Annotated in this window: 15 protein-coding genes and 1 pseudogene; 7 read left to right on the top strand and 9 right to left on the bottom strand. The window is 67.9% G+C overall.

Annotated features, from left to right (window positions below; translation table 11 throughout):
* Positions 1 to 637 precede the first annotated feature (637 nt).
* The 3 genes from ACQPY0_RS57485 (at position 638) to ACQPY0_RS57475 (ending at position 3386) form a co-directional block, all read left to right on the top strand.
* On the top strand, positions 638 to 2647 hold the full coding sequence (locus tag ACQPY0_RS57485) for a hypothetical protein (protein ID WP_432995858.1): 2010 nt from the start codon (positions 638 to 640) through the stop codon (positions 2645 to 2647).
* A 32-nt stretch (positions 2648 to 2679) separates the two neighbouring features.
* On the top strand, positions 2680 to 3075 hold the full coding sequence (locus tag ACQPY0_RS57480; protein WP_432981925.1) for a hypothetical protein: 396 nt from the start codon (positions 2680 to 2682) through the stop codon (positions 3073 to 3075).
* Between the two features lie 113 nt (positions 3076 to 3188).
* Entirely contained in the window at positions 3189 to 3386 is a 198-nt protein-coding gene (locus ACQPY0_RS57475) for a hypothetical protein (protein WP_432981922.1), read from the top strand.
* Between the two features lie 478 nt (positions 3387 to 3864).
* Here the strand turns inward: ACQPY0_RS57475 and ACQPY0_RS57470 are convergent, their stop codons facing one another.
* Positions 3865 to 4779 (bottom strand): NADP-dependent oxidoreductase, encoded by a 915-nt coding sequence (locus ACQPY0_RS57470; protein ID WP_432981919.1) that lies wholly within the window; start codon positions 4777 to 4779, stop codon positions 3865 to 3867.
* A 98-nt stretch (positions 4780 to 4877) separates the two neighbouring features.
* On the opposite strand from ACQPY0_RS57470, the gene ACQPY0_RS57465 reads away from it, so the two are divergent.
* Positions 4878 to 5579 carry a TetR/AcrR family transcriptional regulator gene (locus tag ACQPY0_RS57465; protein WP_432981916.1) on the top strand — a complete coding sequence of 234 codons (702 nt, stop codon included), beginning with the start codon at positions 4878 to 4880 and terminating at the stop codon, positions 5577 to 5579.
* A 19-nt stretch (positions 5580 to 5598) separates the two neighbouring features.
* On the opposite strand, the gene ACQPY0_RS57460 is transcribed toward ACQPY0_RS57465, so the two are convergent.
* The gene (locus tag ACQPY0_RS57460) at positions 5599 to 6093 is read right to left on the bottom strand and encodes a TetR/AcrR family transcriptional regulator (RefSeq protein ID WP_432981913.1); all 495 of its coding nucleotides are present in this window, start codon (positions 6091 to 6093) and stop codon (positions 5599 to 5601) included.
* Positions 6094 to 6420: 327 nt separating this feature from the next.
* Between ACQPY0_RS57460 and ACQPY0_RS57455 the strand changes: the two genes are divergently transcribed.
* Genes ACQPY0_RS57455 through ACQPY0_RS57445 form a run of 3 tightly spaced genes read left to right on the top strand, consistent with a single transcriptional unit; the run spans position 6421 to position 8937 of the window.
* Positions 6421 to 7086, top strand: a complete 666-nt coding sequence (locus ACQPY0_RS57455) for an SDR family NAD(P)-dependent oxidoreductase (RefSeq protein ID WP_432981910.1) — start codon at positions 6421 to 6423, stop codon at positions 7084 to 7086.
* A 36-nt stretch (positions 7087 to 7122) separates the two neighbouring features.
* Complete coding sequence (locus ACQPY0_RS57450) at positions 7123 to 7968, top strand: NAD(P)H-binding protein (protein ID WP_432981907.1); 846 nt, start codon at positions 7123 to 7125, stop codon at positions 7966 to 7968.
* A gap of 60 nt (positions 7969 to 8028) precedes the next feature.
* Entirely contained in the window at positions 8029 to 8937 is a 909-nt protein-coding gene (locus tag ACQPY0_RS57445) for an NADP-dependent oxidoreductase (protein WP_432981904.1), read from the top strand.
* 1105 nt (positions 8938 to 10042) lie between these two features.
* Here the strand turns inward: ACQPY0_RS57445 and ACQPY0_RS57440 are convergent.
* The 7 genes and pseudogenes from ACQPY0_RS57440 to ACQPY0_RS57410 all read right to left on the bottom strand — a co-directional run.
* A pseudogene (locus ACQPY0_RS57440) lies at positions 10043 to 10189 on the bottom strand (hypothetical protein); the annotation flags it as partial.
* A 414-nt stretch (positions 10190 to 10603) separates the two neighbouring features.
* Positions 10604 to 11641 carry a CU044_5270 family protein gene (locus tag ACQPY0_RS57435; RefSeq protein ID WP_432981901.1) on the bottom strand — a complete coding sequence of 346 codons (1038 nt, stop codon included), beginning with the start codon at positions 11639 to 11641 and terminating at the stop codon, positions 10604 to 10606.
* On the bottom strand, positions 11634 to 12194 hold the full coding sequence (locus ACQPY0_RS57430) for an RNA polymerase sigma factor (protein ID WP_432981898.1): 561 nt from the start codon (positions 12192 to 12194) through the stop codon (positions 11634 to 11636). The genes ACQPY0_RS57435 and ACQPY0_RS57430 overlap by 8 nt, the downstream gene beginning before the upstream one ends.
* A 459-nt stretch (positions 12195 to 12653) precedes the next feature.
* Positions 12654 to 13406, bottom strand: coding sequence for a hypothetical protein (locus tag ACQPY0_RS57425; RefSeq protein ID WP_432981895.1), 753 nt, complete (start codon positions 13404 to 13406; stop codon positions 12654 to 12656).
* A gap of 796 nt (positions 13407 to 14202) precedes the next feature.
* Positions 14203 to 15471, bottom strand: coding sequence for an alpha/beta fold hydrolase (locus ACQPY0_RS57420; RefSeq protein WP_432981892.1), 1269 nt, complete (start codon positions 15469 to 15471; stop codon positions 14203 to 14205).
* Positions 15468 to 16169, bottom strand: coding sequence for an RDD family protein (locus tag ACQPY0_RS57415; RefSeq protein WP_432981889.1), 702 nt, complete (start codon positions 16167 to 16169; stop codon positions 15468 to 15470). The genes ACQPY0_RS57420 and ACQPY0_RS57415 overlap by 4 nt, the downstream gene beginning before the upstream one ends.
* On the bottom strand, positions 16166 to 16456 hold the full coding sequence (locus tag ACQPY0_RS57410) for a PadR family transcriptional regulator (RefSeq protein ID WP_432981886.1): 291 nt from the start codon (positions 16454 to 16456) through the stop codon (positions 16166 to 16168). The genes ACQPY0_RS57415 and ACQPY0_RS57410 overlap by 4 nt, the downstream gene beginning before the upstream one ends.
* Positions 16457 to 16491 lie beyond the last annotated feature (35 nt).

The following is a 16491-nucleotide window of genomic DNA, read 5'->3' as shown; positions in this document are numbered from 1 at the left end:
CCAAGCCTGACACCGCCACAACCGCTCGATTTGTATCGACGCTCACCCGCGATCTCCACCGACGCGGCGACGGCGTAGGGCAGCTGCAGGAGCCGTACGCGGTCGGGTCGCAACTGACTACGCAGTCCGAGTAGCGGCACCGGTGCACTGCGCCGCATATGAGCGCAGCACGCTGGGAGCGGCATGAGCGAGCACCTGATCAAGCGCGCGTTCACACGGTCCCTCGGTGCGAGCCTGGCGTGCTTGAGAAGTTGTTCGAGATCCGCTACTCGGGTCAGGTCTCAGGCGACCCTCTCGATCTCGGCACGTAGTTCGAGCGCGAGGACACCGGTCTCCTCGCAGTAGTCGGCGGAGTTGTTGGTGACGAGGAAATCATCATGCGGAGCATGCCTCGACCACCCAGGCCTGCCGGTGCCCGGGAAGGCAACCACGGCGTGAGCCGGGATCTGCTCAACGGCGCCACCGGCCGGCCGGCGGAACTGCTGACCGCCGGCTCGGCGCCCTACCGCCGTACGCGAATCCGGTCGACTGACCGCCGGCCACCGGCGCCCGTCCGTGACCGTGCGGACAGCCGGAAATGCGTTTCTCCGATTGCCGGCACTTCATAGGATCTCCGGTGATCAAGGAGGATGACGCAGTGGGCGATTTCCAGCAGTTCGTGACGGATGTGACTATACGTCTGTCCGCGATGTCCAAGGGCGAGTTGTACGTCGTCGGCGACGGTCTCGACCGGGACTCACTCTGGCTCACCTTTCTCGATTCCTTCCCTGCCGGCACCAATCTCCGGTTCCGTGAGCGGTCCGAGTACGACTGCTCGACCTGCCGCGGGTTCATCAAGAACTTCGGTAACATCGTCGAGATCCACAACGGACAGGTCCGCTCCGTCTGGTCCGGGGTGTCTGCATCCGACCCGGTCTTCTCCGTCGTCGCCGCCGCAATGGACGAATTCGTCGGCACACTGCCGTTGTCCACTATTTTCCGGTCCACCGAGGCGCAGTACGGGACGAGGACGACTCGGACGCTGCGCGACGGCCAGGTCGAGGTGTGGCACCACCTGCACGGCCGGGTGGAGAAGCGGCATCGCATCAAAGACGTCGGCGCGGCACGGGGCACCTTCGACGCCGCGGTGCAGGTGTTCCAGCGTGGCCTGGCCGAGCTGACCCGGCACGCTCTGGACACCGTCGTCGACCTCATCGACGACAATGCCCTCTACCGCGGCACGGAGCATCGGCGGGCGGTGACCGAGTTCCGGTCACTGCAGAACCGGTGGACGAAGGCGACCGACGGACAGGCCTTCATTTTCGCCAACGCCATGAACCCGGCGGCCCGGTTCCGTAACACGGTGATCGGCACCCTCGTCCAGGATCTCTCCGCGGGCGTCGACCTGGAGCAGGCGGTCCGGTCGTTCGAGACGAAGGTGGCACCGCAGAATTACCAGCGCCCCACGGCGTTGATCACCCCGGCCATGGTCAAGGCTGCCATGAAGACCATCGACGAGTTGGGCATCGAGGAGTCGTTGCAGCGACGGTTCGCCCGGCTGTCCGACGTGTCGGTCACCAACGTGCTATGGGTCGACAACGACACACAGTCGCGGATGAAGGACGGCATCGAAGGGCTGCTCATGCAGGCTGCCACCGTGAGGTCGGCAGGTGCGCGCCTTCGTGACGCGAAGCCGGAGGAGATTCCCGTGGTCACCTTCATGAAAGACATCCTGCCCGGCGCCGCGACCATCGACCTGTGGGTCGCCAACAGCCACGAACCGCACTTCGTCAGTCTCACCACCGGCCGGCACCCGGCCGCCCCGCGGCTGTTCACCTGGGACAACGATTTCGGCTGGTCCTACAACGGCAACGTCACCGACTCGATCAAGGAGAAGGTCAAGCGGGCCGGCGGCAACGTCACCGGCAAGCTGCGGGTGAGCCTGTCCTGGTTCAACCACGATGACCTCGACCTGCACGTGTTCGAACCCAACGGCGACCACATCTGGTACAAGGACAAACGCAACAAGCTGGACGTCGACATGAACGCGGGCGGGACGTTCTCGCGCGAGCCGGTGGAGAACGTCACCTGGGCCGACAACGTCCCCGACGGCGAGTACCGGATCGAGGTGAACCAGTTCAACAAGCGGGAAAGCACCGAGGTCGGCTTCGTGATCGAGACCGAGAGCAACGGGAGAATCGAGCATTACAGCCACGAGCGGGCGGTCGGCCACAAGGAGACCGTCGAGGTGGGCCGGATGACGGTCGCTGACGAGGTGATCACCGCTTTCCGGCCGGGTAAGGACATGCAGCCGGGCAGCGCAGGCAAGGACCTGTGGGGAATCACCACCGAACAGTTCGTGCCGGTGTCCACCATCATGTACTCGCCGAACTACTTCGACGACGGCGAGGTCGGCAACCGTCACTACTTCTTCATCCTGAAAGGGTGCGTGAACGACCAGCCGACCCGGGGAATCTACAACGAGTTCCTCCGCGGCGACCTGCAACCGCACCGCAAGGTGTTCGAGGTTCTCGGCGATCGCACCAAGTGCGAGCCGTCCCCGGAACAGCTGTCCGGCCTCGGCTTCAGCTCCACGGTCCGCAGCTCTGTGGTCGCCAAGGTGACCATGACCGGCGGCCGGCGCCACCTCATCAGTATCCAGTTCTGATTTCCTACCCAGAAAATCGGAGAGAGGCCATCGTGACCATTTTTGAAAAGGCCACGCGGGAGAAATTCCGCTACCCGTCGGCCAAGGGACTGCTGACCACGGAACAGCTGTGGGAGCTTCCGCTGACCGCCAAGTCCGGCTTCAGCCTCGATGACGTGGCCAAGGCGGTCAACGCCGAACTCAAGGCCATCGACACCGAGTCGTTCGTCGCCACCGAGACCAATCCGGCCAAGGCGACCTTGGAGACCAAGTTGGAGGTCGTCAAGCACGTCATCGCCATCCGCCTCGCGGAGGACCAGGCGGCGAAGGCAGCGGCAGCCAAGAAACTGGAGAAGGAAAAGCTGCTGGTAGTCCTGGGCCGCAAGCAGGACGCGGTCCTGGAAAACCTGACCGAGGCAGAGCTGCTGGCCCGAATCAACAACCTGTAGCCCGCCGTCCACGGTCACCTCATGGCCGACGAGCTCCCGCCGGACCTGGTGCGCCGTCTGCTCAGCCGCCTCACCGACCACGGCCGTTGCCTGACGGCGCCTCGGCCGGCGAGATGAATGCCTTGCTGGCCGATCTGTGCCAACGCATGCATTGGGCGATGTCGGAAGAGTGCGGCGACTACCCGGAGCCGGCGCCACGGCGAACCACCTACTACCTTGACCTCCCAAACGAGCCCGAAACCGTGGCCGCATGCATCGCGAGCTTGACCGACCTCGGCGGCCAGGCCAGCGAGCAATCGCTCGGCAACTGATCAGCCACCGCCACAGTCTGCCGGACCGAGCGCTGCCGTCCTACGCCTTGCATCTTTCCGGGAACCGCGGCGAATTCCGGAGGGGTCGAGGGCCGCGCCGACCCACCGGGCTGCTTTCAGCGCATCCTGACGGCGATGCTGGGCGGGAGCTGACAAACGAGTCAGCAGACCCGCATCCCGCTCGTCTCAAGCTCGGTCTGGGACGCGCCGCTGGGGGTCGCTCGTGATGCGCTCGACGCCGTCGTCGGTGAAGGCGGTCGGGTACGCACACTTGTCGATCTGAACTGCAAGCAGAGTGGTGGAAGGCGTGATGCGGACGCATACCGGCTGTGACCTTGTCGGGGGTTCGGTCGTGTGTGGTAACTCGATCCGAACCCACGACAAGGTCTCGGGTCGGCTTCATGGGGCCGGCGAGAAGGAACGCGGCCGCCGGGACCGCCTGAATGATCCATAGAAACGGGGGAGGCGGGCCTGGCGGTCAGGCGACGGTGATCGAGATCTTGCCCAGCGTGCCGGCGGCGAAGTCGTCGAACGCGGCGGACACCTCGTCGAGGCGGTAGGTGCGCTCCACCGGCACGCTCAGACGGCCGGCGGCGAGGTCGTCGGCCAGCTTGCCTAGGGTGTCCGCGGTCGGAGTGGCCATCACCGCGGTCGACGCGGGGTGGTCGACAGGGCCGCGGGTGCTGGCGACGCGGCCCTGCTCGGTCAGCAGCAGGACCAGAGCGGCGCTGTCCCCGGCCAGGTGCAGCACGACGTCGACGCCGGCCGGGTAGGTCGCGCGGACCTGAGCCGACAGGTCGCCGGTGTGGTCGACCACCTCGTGGGCGCCCAGGCCGCGCACGAACTCGGACTCCTCGCCGGGCTTTGCGGTGGCGATCACCCTGGCGCCGGCCGCGACGGCGTACTGGACGGCGATCGCGCCGACCCCGCCGGTTGCGCCGCTGATCAGCACCGTCTCGCCGGCCTGCGGCTTGACGGCGTCGAGTGCGTCGACGGCGGCGGTGCCGGCCAGCCCGACCGCGCCCGCGACGGCGATGTCGACGCCCTCGGGGAGCTTGGCGATGCCGATGTCCTCCGGCACCGTCACGAACTCGCCGAAACCGCCGTCGCCCAGGAACGCCTTGGTGACCACGCCGAAGACCTTGTCGCCGGCGGCGAAGCGGGTGACGCCGGCGCCGACCGCCTCGACGGTTCCGGCGAAGTCCTTACCGAGCACGAGCGGGTAGCGGTGCTCCATCAAACCGGCCGTGTATCCGGCCGCGACGGCGGTGTCGAATCCGTTGATCGACGACGCCTGCACCTTGACGAGAACCTCACCGGCGCCCGGCTGGGGTGTGGCTACCTCGGCGACCTCCGGTTTTGCACCGTGTTCGGTGATGACCACAGCCTTCACAAGGATCTCCCAGAAATTGGAACTTGTCCTCCACTTGACGTGGCCGAGTGTAGCAGCGAAGTGGACGACATCCTCCAATTCCTCGTAAGGTGATGTACATGACCTCGCCGTCAGCACGCCGTGCCACCACCGGTGCCGGCCTGCGCGTTGATGCCGAGCGCAACCGGCAGCGCATCGTCAGGGCGGCCCGCGAGGTCTTCGCCGAGTGCGGACTCGAGGTGCCGATCGAGGACGTGGCCAAGCGGGCCGGTGTCGGCGTCGGCACGCTCTACCGCCGCTACTCGACCCGCAGCGAGCTGATCACTGCCGCGTTCGAGGAGAAAATGGCCGCATACGCCGCAGCCGCCCGGGAGGCACTCGCCGACCCGGACCCCTGGCACGCGTTTGGCGTCTACGTCGAGAAGATTTGCGCGATGCAGGCCGGCGACCGCGGCTTCACCACCGTGCTGACCATGAGCTTTCCCACCGCGAAGCGTTTCGAGGCCGCCCGCGACGAGGCCTTCGCCGACTTCAGCACCCTCGTCGACCGCGCCAAAGCCGCCGGCAAACTCCGCCGCGACTTCGTCACCCAGGACATGCCCATGTTCCTCATGGCCAACGCCGGCGTGCTCGCCGCCACTGGCGACGAGGCTCCCGAAACCTGGCGCCGGCTGGTCGGGTACCTCATCCAGGCCTGCGCCGCGCCCGCCGCGCAGCCACTCGCGGACCCGCCCGCACCCCGGCAGATGTATCGGGCCATGGTGCGAGCCACGTGGCAGCAACGCGAGCGGCGCACCAGGGGGAACAAGCAGATCACCTGAGGCGCTGGGCGAGGAACCGTCATGGCCGCCGCGTCGCTGCCTGTTCCGGTGGAGGGTCGATCCAGGCCGAGTCGACGGCGCGGTTGATGACGCGCCGCCATCCGGCCGGTGCGTTGGATGCTCTGTTCGCAGTGGCGGCCAGCCAGAGGAGGTCGTTCAGGTCGTCCTCGCTGAAGTCGGGTGCCAGCAAGCCCTCACGGTGGGCCTCGTGAATGAGGCTCTTTCCCAGTGCGGTGAATGCCTCGCAGATGTTGAGCAGTGCGGTGGCGTCGGGGTAGCGCTGCAGGACCGCGTCGTTCAGCGCCGGGTTGGAATGCTGGAGATCGATCATGCCGTGGATGAATGCTTCCAGGCGTTGCCGGGTGGTGGGTTGCTGCAGCACGTGCAGGCCGAGAGTCTTCAGCATCTCTCCGGCGACCTCCGGGATGACCGCGTCGATGAGACCTTCGCGGGAGCCGAAGTGGTTGTAGAGGGTGCCGATGCTGACCCTCGCCGACCGTGCGATCTCCTCCAACGGGACGTCGAGTCCCCTGCTCAGGAAGATGTCGCGGGCGGCGGCACGGAGCTTGGCGGCGTTGCCACGGGCGTCACGTCGCGGAGCGATAGGTTGCGTCATGTAACCCCCGTCACATATTGAGGATGGCCTCAAATCAGTTGCTACAGTTCGTTCTGAGGCCATCCTCAAATTTTAACGGAGAGTGCTGCTTCCGGTGAAACCGACAACCAGCTTGGCCAGGCGGGGCGCCTGCTGGGCGGATTGAGAACCGGCCGCGTTCGCCAGCGCGCGCAGCGCATGCGCAACCAGCGCACCGTCCGTCACAAACGAACAGGGAGATCGACCGTGCCTACCATCGCCATCATCGGAGCCGGCCCCGGCCTGGGAATCGCCATCGCACGAGCCTTCGGCCGGGAAGGCTTCTCCGCGGCCCTGGTTGCTCGCAACGCCGCGAAACTGGACGCCCTCGCCGCCGAACTTCACGCCGAAGGAATCGAGGCGGCGGGATTCACCGCCGACATCACCAAGCCCGACACTCTTGCCGACGCCTTCACCGGCATCAGACAGCGATTCGGCGCGGTCGACGTCCTCGAGTTCTCGCCCGTCGACATGTCGGCGCTGGGCGCCGTCGGAGTCCTCGACGTCACCCCGGCAACGCTTCAGCCGCAACTCGACTTCTACCTCACCGGCGCCATCCAAACCGTGCAGCAGGTTGTCGGGGCCATGATCACCGCTCAGAGCGGCACGATCCTCGTCACCACCGGCGGGGGCTCCATCAATCCGGTCCCCTTCCTCGCCAATATCAGCATCGCCGCGGCCGGCCTGCGCAACTGGACCCTCAACCTGCACAACGAACTCAAACCCCACGGTGTCTACGCCGCCCACATCGCCATCAGCGCCCGGATCGGAGCCGGCAACCCCGCCGCGGCCCCCGACGTCATCGCACAGAAGTACGTCGAACTCCACCAGACTCGCACCGAACCCGAACTGCACTACATCGCCCTCGACTAACTGCCGGACTCCGCATTGCCTGAACGGAGACTCTGCATGTCCCTTCTCGTCTTTGGCGCCACCGGCGCCCTCGGCCGTCTGGTGCTACCCGAGCTACGCAAGCGCGGTGTAGCCGCGGCCGACATCACCGCCGCCGGCCGCAACCAACAGGTTCTCGAGGCCCTAGCCATCGACGGATACCGCACCATCCGCGTGGACCTTGACGACGCCGACCAGACCCGCGCGGCTATCGCTGGACACGACCAAGTGGTGCTCGTCTCGGGCAACGAACCGCAGCGGCTGCAGCAACACCGCGCCGTCATCGACGCCGCCAAAACCGCCGGAGTCCGGTACTTCTTCTACACCAGCGGCGTCAGGGTCGACGACCCGAGCTTCGTCCTCGGCGGCGACCACATCGCCACCGAGGAAGCCATCAAGCAGTCCGGCTTGCGTTACACCATCCTGCGCAACGGCTATTACATCGAGAACTACATCGGCGCCATGCAGGGCGCCGCGCAGACCGGCGTCCTGACCGCCGCAGTCGGGGACGGCCACGTGGCACCGGCCGGCCGGCGTGACCTCGCCGAGGCGCTCGCCGTCGTGGTAACCACCGACGAACACGACGACAAGACCTACAGCCTCACCGGTGACACCAACTACACGTACGCCGACCTCGCCGACGCCATGGCGGAAGTTCTCGGTGAGCCTGTGCAGTACCAGCCGGTCAACGCCGAGCAGTACCAAACCATCCTGACCGACGCGGGACACGACGAAAGAACCGCCGTATTTCTCGCCGCTCTCGACGGCAACCTGGGCGCCGGAATCATGGCACACGCCGGGGACGACCTCACCCGCCTCATCGGGCGCCCCACCATGAGCTTGACCGAAGGCCTGAGCCAATGAACGTCACATCAACAACAGGTCACGCCAGCCGTACCCACTTCTCTTACGACGGGACAAGCAATGGAAGCGATATTTTTCGATAGGTTTGGCGGCCCCGAAGTGCTGCAACTCGGCCAGATCGAGGAGCCGCACGCCGGACCGGGAGAAATCCGCATCCACGTACGCGCCACCGGCCTCAACCCACTGGACTACAGGATCCGCAACGGATGGCTGGCCGACTCCGTCCCCACAACGTTCCCCGCTGTCCCCGGCAACGAGGCCTCCGGGATCGTCGACGAGGTCGGTGAAGGTGTCACCGGGGTAACCGTCGGTGACGCCGTCTTCGGCCTGACCAGCGGTGGTTCCTTCGCCCAGTTCGCGCTGAGCAGCGTCTTCGCCGCCAAACCCGCAGACTTGGACTGGGCCGAGGCCGCCGCACTGCCCGTCGCCGGCGCCACCGCCCGCCGCGACCTCGACCTCCTCGACGTCACCGCCGGGGACACCGTGCTCATCCACGGTGCAGCGGGTGGGATCGGCACCGTCGCGGTCCAGTTGGCCGCTGCTCGCGGCGCGACGGTCATCGGCACGGCATCCCCGGCCAACCATGAGTACCTGCGCTCGCTCGGCGCAATCCCCGTGGCCTATGGCGACGGGCTCGTCGATCGCGTCCGCGAAATCGCGCCACAGGGCATCGACGCGGTCTACGACATCGCCGGGCAAGGCGCGCTGCCCGACTCCATCACACTGCGTGGCGGCACCACCGACCGCATCCTTACCATCGCGGACTTCGCGGGCCCGAGCCTGGGCATTGCACTGCCGATGCACGTCCTGCCCGACGCCGCTCAAATCCTCACCGAACAAGCGGACCAAGTCGTGGACGGCAAGCTACGGATCACCATCGCGGCCGCCCTACCCCTCGCCGACGCCGCCAAAGCCATGGAACGCAGCGAAACAGGCCACGCCCAGGGGAAAATCGTCCTGCACCGGTGAGCAGACGGACATTGTCGGCGAGGTGACACTGCGCCGCCGGGTTATCTCATTCTCGACGTGCTGCACGACGACATCGTGTCCGTCGAGGTTCTCTACCGAACGCCACTGAGCTGACGAGCTGACGCGACTGATGTTGAGGCTACGAACGGCCGAGTACAGCCTCGACGTTGGACACCCTGCCACGATGACGGGGCCGAGCCGACTCGCGTCCGCCGGGTAGTGGCTGGAGTGTGCAGAACGGGTAGGTCCAGTGCCGCGATGATGGTGACCCTGGTCGTGTTCGCATTGTGGACGACCACCCGGACGGAGACGGGCTGCGAACGCAGGATTGGGCCGAGCCTCCCGGAGTCAGCAGCGCCTTCCGGCCGGTGGATCCGCCCACAGCGCCGGATGGGCCCACCGATGCCGTCACCAACACGTCGCCATCGCCGGGGACGCCAGCCGCCCGTGCGCACGTAGCCGGACCAGGGGTGGACCACTGTGCCCTGCGAAGGTCGTCACCGTCAGACGGCAACCGGGCTCGCTGTGGACCCGCGTCACTGCTGCCCATGGCCACTACAAGAGCAGTGAGCAAGCCATCAGCCGATGTCCGGACAGGTCATGGTCATTGTCTACTGCCGAATCTGGCTGTACTAGATCAAGGCGCCTTCGGCGCAGCCCGCAGGCGGTCACCGGCTCGGCGGGCAAGCGGCGCCCGCGCTCCGCGCCGACGCCGGAACCCCACCCGGCCGGGAACCCGCCCACGAGCCGCGCACAGGGCTGTTGAGAAGAGCCCGGTCTGCTCATGGCCGAGGACGGTGCAGCAGCCTTTGGCTCCGGCCCGTCGGGCGCAAGACCGTCGCTCCCGTCAGACACCGGTCGCTTCGCTCCCTGCCAGCTGATCCTATAGTCACGCTCTTTGCCTCCGGCGGGGCCTCCAGCCGGGGGCCTCAGGGTTCCGGTGGGCGCCCCTCCGCACCCCCGCCGTCCAGGCAAGCCCAACAGGCCGGCGACGGGGGCCGCCAAGCGTGGTCGCGGACGTCACGGTCCGTACTCACGAGAGCAGCCCCCGCCGCCAGCCCGTTCCCGGAAGGGTGGACGACGGGTATTACGGAGGGGGTTGGGCCTATCTGATGGATCTTGAAGTAGCGCGGTCGGGTCTGGCGCGGAGCCAGATCACGATCGAGGCGACGGTGAGCGTTGGCTCGTAACGGGATTTCAATTTGTCGTACCGAGTCGCGACAGCTCGGAACTGTTTGAGCCGGTTGAATGCCCGTTCGACCCGGTTGCGATCCTTGTACTGTGCTGCGTTGAAGTTCGGGGGCCGGCCTCGCGCAGCGCGGTGGCGTCACAGCCGCCGGTCGACCCGCCCGCTGCCGACCAGTCTCAGCGCGTCTGCGGGTACGACCGTCAGATGTCCCTGCTCTGCGCTGGTCGCGAACGACATCCCGGACCGCCCAGGTCCGGGCGAACGCTGACCTGACCCTGCTTGCCGAGCACCACCCGATCCCCGGTCACCAACGTCACCGCCGACGCTCGTGCGGTCGAAACTGTATCCGTCGCGCGCGTCAGTGGCGAAACACCCGCCAGACAAACGATCAGGGCCGCGACCACCGTCAGCGGCACCAACAGCCGAACACCGCAGTCTTGCTCCACAGTAGACAACGGTCCGCCAGCGGTGCCGGGTTCAGCCGAGTTTGTCGGTGTGTTCGCAGGCGAGGAGCATCTTCGAGCCCGCGACCGTGTCGACGGGCCGCTCAACGTCGTCCCAGGCGAGCATTTCACCGGTGCGCGGGTCGAAGATGAGCACGTGCCGGGCGCGTTCGTCGTCGAGGCTGACCGCCAGGCCCTTGCGACCGGCGCGGTCGGTGGTCTCGCCTCGCCAGACGACGCCCGCCGTGTTCGCGAGGATGCGCAGCAGTTCGGCTCGCGTGGCGAGCGGCACCGCGCGGGTGGTGAACCAGTCGCGTACCTTGAGGAACGGATCCCCGCCGGCGAGGCGCTTGGCGATCTCGGCCGGGTCGGTCGGCAGGGGCGCGATCGTTCGGTTCGGGTTGGGCGGCAGATCGTTGACGTCGGCGGCCGGCGTGCCGGTCGGCTGGACCGGGTGCTTCTGGAAGTACTGGTAGGACTCCTCGTTCGGGTAGACCGCCGGCAGGAAGGTGGTACGGATCCGCTCGGAGCCGTCGGCGGCGCGCCACTCCCACCTCTCGCTGGGAATGATCCGCTGCGACTTGCCATCGGGCGTGTCGTCGAAGACGGCGTTCCACCCGATGGTGTGGATGAACGTGTACTTGCCTGTGGTGGTATCGCAGCGGCTGGGCGCCAGTTGCGCGGCGAGGGCACGCAGCTGGTCGCCCGTGGCGGGCGGCTGCTTGTCGATCTCGAAGGCCACCGGCCGGATGACGGGCCCGAGCGTCGGCGTCGCTGCGGCGGTCCGGGTGGGCGTCGGTCCAGTGGCCTGGCCGGCCGTGCCGCCGGACGGATTTCCATCGGTCAGGCCGCTGGCTACCACGCCGGTCGCGATGAGCCCCGCGGCGGCGACCCCGGCCGCGACCGGGACCAGGATGCGGCGGCGCCGGACGCCGGACGGTGCGTCGATGTTGACGGTCGCCTCGGCGACGGCGATGAGGTCGACGGCCCTCGCGTGCGGTGGAGGGATCGGCAGGCCGCGGGCCGGGTCCGCCGGGCCGAGGAGTGCCTTGGTGCTGCTGGTGTCAAACATGGCGGTTCCTGTCTGCTGTCGTTTTCAGATGCTTCGGTGCTGGCACACGAGGGGTCGCCGCGGTTGGCGCACTGAGTGCCCGGCTCAGCCGTCCCCGCGCTCGGTGCAGCCGGACGGCCGCCGCGGCACGGCTACAGCCGACAACGGCAGCCGCCTCGGCGAGGGAAAGCTCCTCCCAGCCGACCAGGCGCAGCAACTCCTGATCCGCGTCCGAAAGGGTGACCAGCGCCCGACGAACGTCGGCCAGGCGATCGGTCGCGCTGTGCTCGTCAGCCGTGACAAGCAGGCGCTCGTCGCCGACCTGCACGGGTGTGGCTTGGCGAGCGCGCCAATGGTTCGCGAGCAGGCGACGCGCCACCCCGTACAACCAAGGCAGCTGACGATCGGGCACCTCGACACGGCGGCGCCACGCGACGACGAAGACCTCCTGCGCCACCTCGGCCGCCGCGTCCGGATCACCGATCCGGCGCAGCGCGTAACGAACAACCTGCGGGTAGTGGGCGGAGTACAAGGCAGTGAACCAGCCTTCGCCGCGCTCTCGCAGCACGGGCATGGGCTCTCCTGACTATCGACAGCGGGTACATCGTTACTTGTGTCGCCAGCCGGCGGATCATTACACCCGTCTTTTGGGGGTGTGCCCTCGCCCGAGATCCCCGACCAAGCGTGCCGGTACCACGGCGACATCGGGCAGGTCGACGAGTTGCTCGAACCGTGCGGCCCGCCGGAAAAGCCGGGCTGCTGACCCTAAGCGGGTCAGCTCACGCTCGGGGAGAAGACAGCAGCAAAGTACAGCAACCGACCGCACCGAGCCGGACCATGCCGAAGCTGAAACCTTTGTGTAGCAAAGAATCCAGCTCTACCAAACCGCGCCGCCGCGACTCCTTGCTGCCCGGCGGACGAAGGTGGACGAGCATGGCGCGCCGGTGATGCGGCCCGCTACCTTCCGATTGCCGCCGTCGAAGCCAAGGCCGGCGCCATCGCGGCCCGTCAGCTTGATGGTCGACCTCGCTCGTCAGCGTTCCGTTTGGCCGGGGTGTGCTGAGCGGCGGCTTCGTCGGCGTGTGGCGGTGCTGGTGAAGGCGGTCGCGACGAGCTTCAGGTCGGTGGTGGACAGGGGGCCGTCAGGGCGGCGGGGGCTGTATGGTCCGAGGCAAACGAGTACGTCGTTGACGGTTGTCCAGGTACTCGGGGCCCAGTATCGGCGGTTCTCGAGCAGTTGCGCGGCTAGGGTGGGCTGGTCGCGTATGGCGCCGACGGTGGTCACCACGTGGGTGACGAGGCGGTGTGCGGCGGCGGGTGTGTCGGTGTCGCCGAATGCCGGCAGGAGGAGCAAGAACCGGTCGACCGCAGCGTGGCCGTCGCCGGTGTCCTCTATCGTTGAGGCCAGTTCGGGCCATGACAGAGCTGGGCCTTTGAAGTGCCCTTCCAGCGCGGCGAGATGGAGAACCGGAGTGTCGTCGCCGCGATCGAGGAGATAGTCGACGCCTGCGTCGTCTGGATGGTTACGCATCACGATCCGTAGCAAGGTGTGGTTTCCCAGCGGAAGTGTGAAGACAGGCCATCGGGCCGGGTTGCAAAGCTCGTCGATCAGTACGTCGAGGTCCGCTGGGTCGGCGTCGAAGGCATCGGGTGCGCTGGCTGCGCCGCCGACCGTGTACAAGAACGCCGGCCAGAACAGTGGCTGGTGTATCAGGGGCGCACCGTCGATCAGGGGTGAACGATCAAACGATGGTTGCCAGCCGTCGAGGTAGCCGGGAAGGATCACAGGCTGATCGTTGCACGTCCGCCGAGCGAGATGGCCGAGCCGCACAGGGTGACCCGTGGTTGCGCTGCGGGCTGGCTGGCAAGGCAGCCTGTTCAACTTGCCTGACTTGCCACCTCGGGGGCCGAGATGCCCGCACCGACCGGTGCTTTTGCGGCCCGAGCGCCGATTGGTTGCTACGAGTTCTGTCGCCGACAGTTCCCTGAACCTCGACCTTCTCGGGGCTGGTTAGCCGCGGCCGGCGCGGTTTTCCTTGGTGGGAGTTCGCGGACTTCGGCATGGTGGACCAGACGGTCGGTCGTCGCTGCACGGCGTTGGGGCTGGTTCGGTCTAGCGCGGGCTCGCTGAGGCGATGGCGGCTGCGTCGAAGGCGGCGCATGCGTTTTGATCTCTGGTGTGCCGTCGCCGCAGTCGATGCTGAGGCCGGTTTTCAGTACGGTCCAGGTGCCGCCGGTGTACTGCAGGAAGTATTGCTGACCGGCGTCGCTTGGCATGCCCTGCTTCGGTGCGGGGCGTAGAGGCGTGCGTAGCCGGAGACGCATTGGGTAGATCTTGCCGGCTGGGCGGTTGGACGTAGGCCAGCAGGCTCTCGGGCTTGCACGCGGCGGCGAAGTTGCGGTGGTGCTCGATGCGGCCGTGGTCGGCGCGGCGCCGGCGCTCGCCACGTTGTCGCCGCAGGCGGCGAGTAGCAGCAGGGATGAGCCGGACAGGAGGGTGGTGGCGGCGAGGACGGACCGGCGAGCCAGGCTCCGCGAGGAGAGCGTGTTGGGGACGGCGCCCTGCGGTCAGGCCTCGCCGATCACCAGGGTGGTTCGGCGGCCGTATGCGGTTGGATGGGCAGCGGTTCGTCCACTAGGAACGCGAGGATCGCCTGCCGATAGCGCTCCGGCTGATCCGTCGAGATGCGGTGTCCGGCTCCGTCGATCGGCAGGAGTACGGCGCCGGGCAGCAGGTCTCGATACTCTCGCGTGACGGGCCACGCGATGTAGTCGCATTGGCCTCGGAGCACGAGAACGGGCGCGGTCAGGTTGCGCAGTCGTGGCCGGGGGTCGGGGACGCGCCGGCTGTCATGGACGGTGGCGGCGTTGGCCCAGAACCCGAGACCGACCGGGCTGTGACCGGCCGGGTCTGACGTGGACGAGTTCGGGGTCGTGCATCCGGGTGCCATGTCGAGGCCGGCGACGACACTCTGGTACACACCGTCCATCGTGGCGTCCGGGAGCAGCGCCCGTGCCGCCTGCGGGCCGATCGTGTGCATCAGCGCGTGCGCGAGCATGAATCGCGGCTGGCCCCTGGTGACCTGCTGCTGGTCGCGGAGTCCGGCTTCGGTGAGCCGTTCGGTGTCGGTGAATGCGGGTGCCCAGATGACCCCGGGCGAGGACACGACGGCCTTCTCGACCCGGGTGGGGTGGGTGGCCAGGTAGTTCGCGATGAGCTGGCCACCCCAGGAGGCGCCGATCAGTACTACCCGTTCGACGCCGAGCGTGCGGCGGATGGCCTCCAGATCTTCCACGTGCCGGGCGACCGTGTAGCCGGAGGCGTCGGCCAGCCGCCCGGAGAGGCCGGCACCGAGTTGGTGGTAGGCGTACACGTCGAAACCGGCCGTCGCGAGTGAGGCCGCTGGCTCCGGAGCGGGGGCATCGGGCGCGCCGGGTCCACCGTGGACCAGGATGACGGGCGTGGCCCGCGCCGTCGCCGGTGCCGCGGTTTTCGTGTACGCGATCCGCGAACCCGTTGCCAGGTCCCAATACTGGACGCCCGGCGGGACGGGATACGTGGTGTACGGCGGCGCGGGCGCGTGCACCAGTGTCCCCACCACGACCGCGACCAGCGCGAATGTCAGGCCGGTGACGGCGATGGCGAGGGCCGTCCGGCGGCGGGCACCGCGGGCGGCCCACCACGCCGGCACGCCTGTCGCCAGCCCGAGGGCAAGCGTCCCCGCGACTGTGGCGAGCGCCCGCTGCCCGGTCACCGCGACGGTCGCCAACAGCGTCACGATCCCCGCGCCCGCGCCCACCGGGACGGCGGCCACCAGTACCAGCCTGCGGGCCACGGTCGCGACGGTCACGACTCGGCCCGTGCGACGACCCGCGTACCGGCCACGTAGTCGAGTATCCGCCGGTGGCGGCCGGCCAGAACCGGGGCCCAGTCCAGCCAGGCCAGCGGGCCGAGCAGGAAGCTGGTCCGCCGGAGGATCCCGGCCGGCGCACGGACGCGCAGGCCGGCCTCGGTCACCACGCACAGGCCGAGCAGCCGCTTGCCGGGGGAGGATCCGGTCCCGCTCTCGATCAGGCCCAACCCGAGGATCGACCAGACCAGCGCGAGCGGGACACCGACGGTGTAGAGCAGACCGGTCCCGTCGTACGCCCCGCATCCCAGGCCCATCGGTCCGCCGACGCAGACCGCTTCCCCGATCCGCGCGTACGCGTACGGCGGGAAGGCCCCGAAGGCCCCGCCACCGTCGGCCAGATCCAGGACGAACAGCGCGACGGTCACACCGATCAAGGGGAGATTGTCGACGAGCGCGGCCGCCAGGCGTCGCGTCAACGGGGCGGGCGGCGTCGGCCGGGCTCGCGCGAACGACGCGGCGGCCGCTGCGGGACTACCCAGGCGTCGCAGGGCGTCGGCCAGTTCCCCGGCATCGGCCGCGCCGTCCAGGTGGTCGAGCAGTTCCGCGCGGATCGCACCCTTCCGGGACACAGAACCGACCAGATGACGCTCGACCTGGTCCGCGTACGCCTCGATCGTCCGTCGATCCTCGTTCATGTCGCATCCGTTTCCGCGCCGGAAGCGCCGTCGTGATTCATCGCGTCGAGCGAGTCGAGAAGGCCTCCCAGCGCACCGACGAGTCCGCTCCATTCGGTGCGCAGCAGCGACAGCCGGTCCCGGCCGGCCGCCGCGATGGCGTAGTACTTCCGCGGCCGTTGCCGACCCTCGGCTTCCCACTCCGCCGCGATGTATCCGGAGTCCTCCAAGCGGTGCAGCAGCGGGTAGAGCGTGCCCTCCTTGAGTTCGAGCACGCCGTTGCCGGCGCTCTGCAGCAGCTTCAGCATCTCGTACCCATACCGCCGGCCGGGCGAGAGCACGG

The sequence above is a fragment of the Dactylosporangium sp. CA-233914 genome (assembly GCF_050942935.1).
GTDB lineage: Bacteria > Actinomycetota > Actinomycetes > Mycobacteriales > Micromonosporaceae > Dactylosporangium.
The sequence above is the reverse complement of the archived record's forward strand: the minus strand, read 5'-3'. Positions and strand labels throughout refer to the sequence as shown.

Excerpts from the sequence above, each read along its gene's own strand:
- ACQPY0_RS57475 (WP_432981922.1), top strand. The coding sequence starts at position 3,189 with ATGAATGCCTTGCTGGCCGATCTGTGCCAACGCATGCATTGGGCGATG.
- ACQPY0_RS57465 (WP_432981916.1), top strand. The coding sequence starts at position 4,878 with ATGACCTCGCCGTCAGCACGCCGTGCCACCACCGGTGCCGGCCTGCGC.
- ACQPY0_RS57450 (WP_432981907.1), top strand. The coding sequence starts at position 7,123 with ATGTCCCTTCTCGTCTTTGGCGCCACCGGCGCCCTCGGCCGTCTGGTG.
- ACQPY0_RS57445 (WP_432981904.1), top strand. The coding sequence starts at position 8,029 with ATGGAAGCGATATTTTTCGATAGGTTTGGCGGCCCCGAAGTGCTGCAA.
- ACQPY0_RS57435 (WP_432981901.1), bottom strand. The coding sequence starts at position 11,641 with ATGTTTGACACCAGCAGCACCAAGGCACTCCTCGGCCCGGCGGACCCG.
- ACQPY0_RS57430 (WP_432981898.1), bottom strand. The coding sequence starts at position 12,194 with ATGCCCGTGCTGCGAGAGCGCGGCGAAGGCTGGTTCACTGCCTTGTAC.
- ACQPY0_RS57415 (WP_432981889.1), bottom strand. The coding sequence starts at position 16,169 with ATGAACGAGGATCGACGGACGATCGAGGCGTACGCGGACCAGGTCGAG.
- ACQPY0_RS57410 (WP_432981886.1), bottom strand. The coding sequence starts at position 16,456 with ATGCTGAAGCTGCTGCAGAGCGCCGGCAACGGCGTGCTCGAACTCAAG.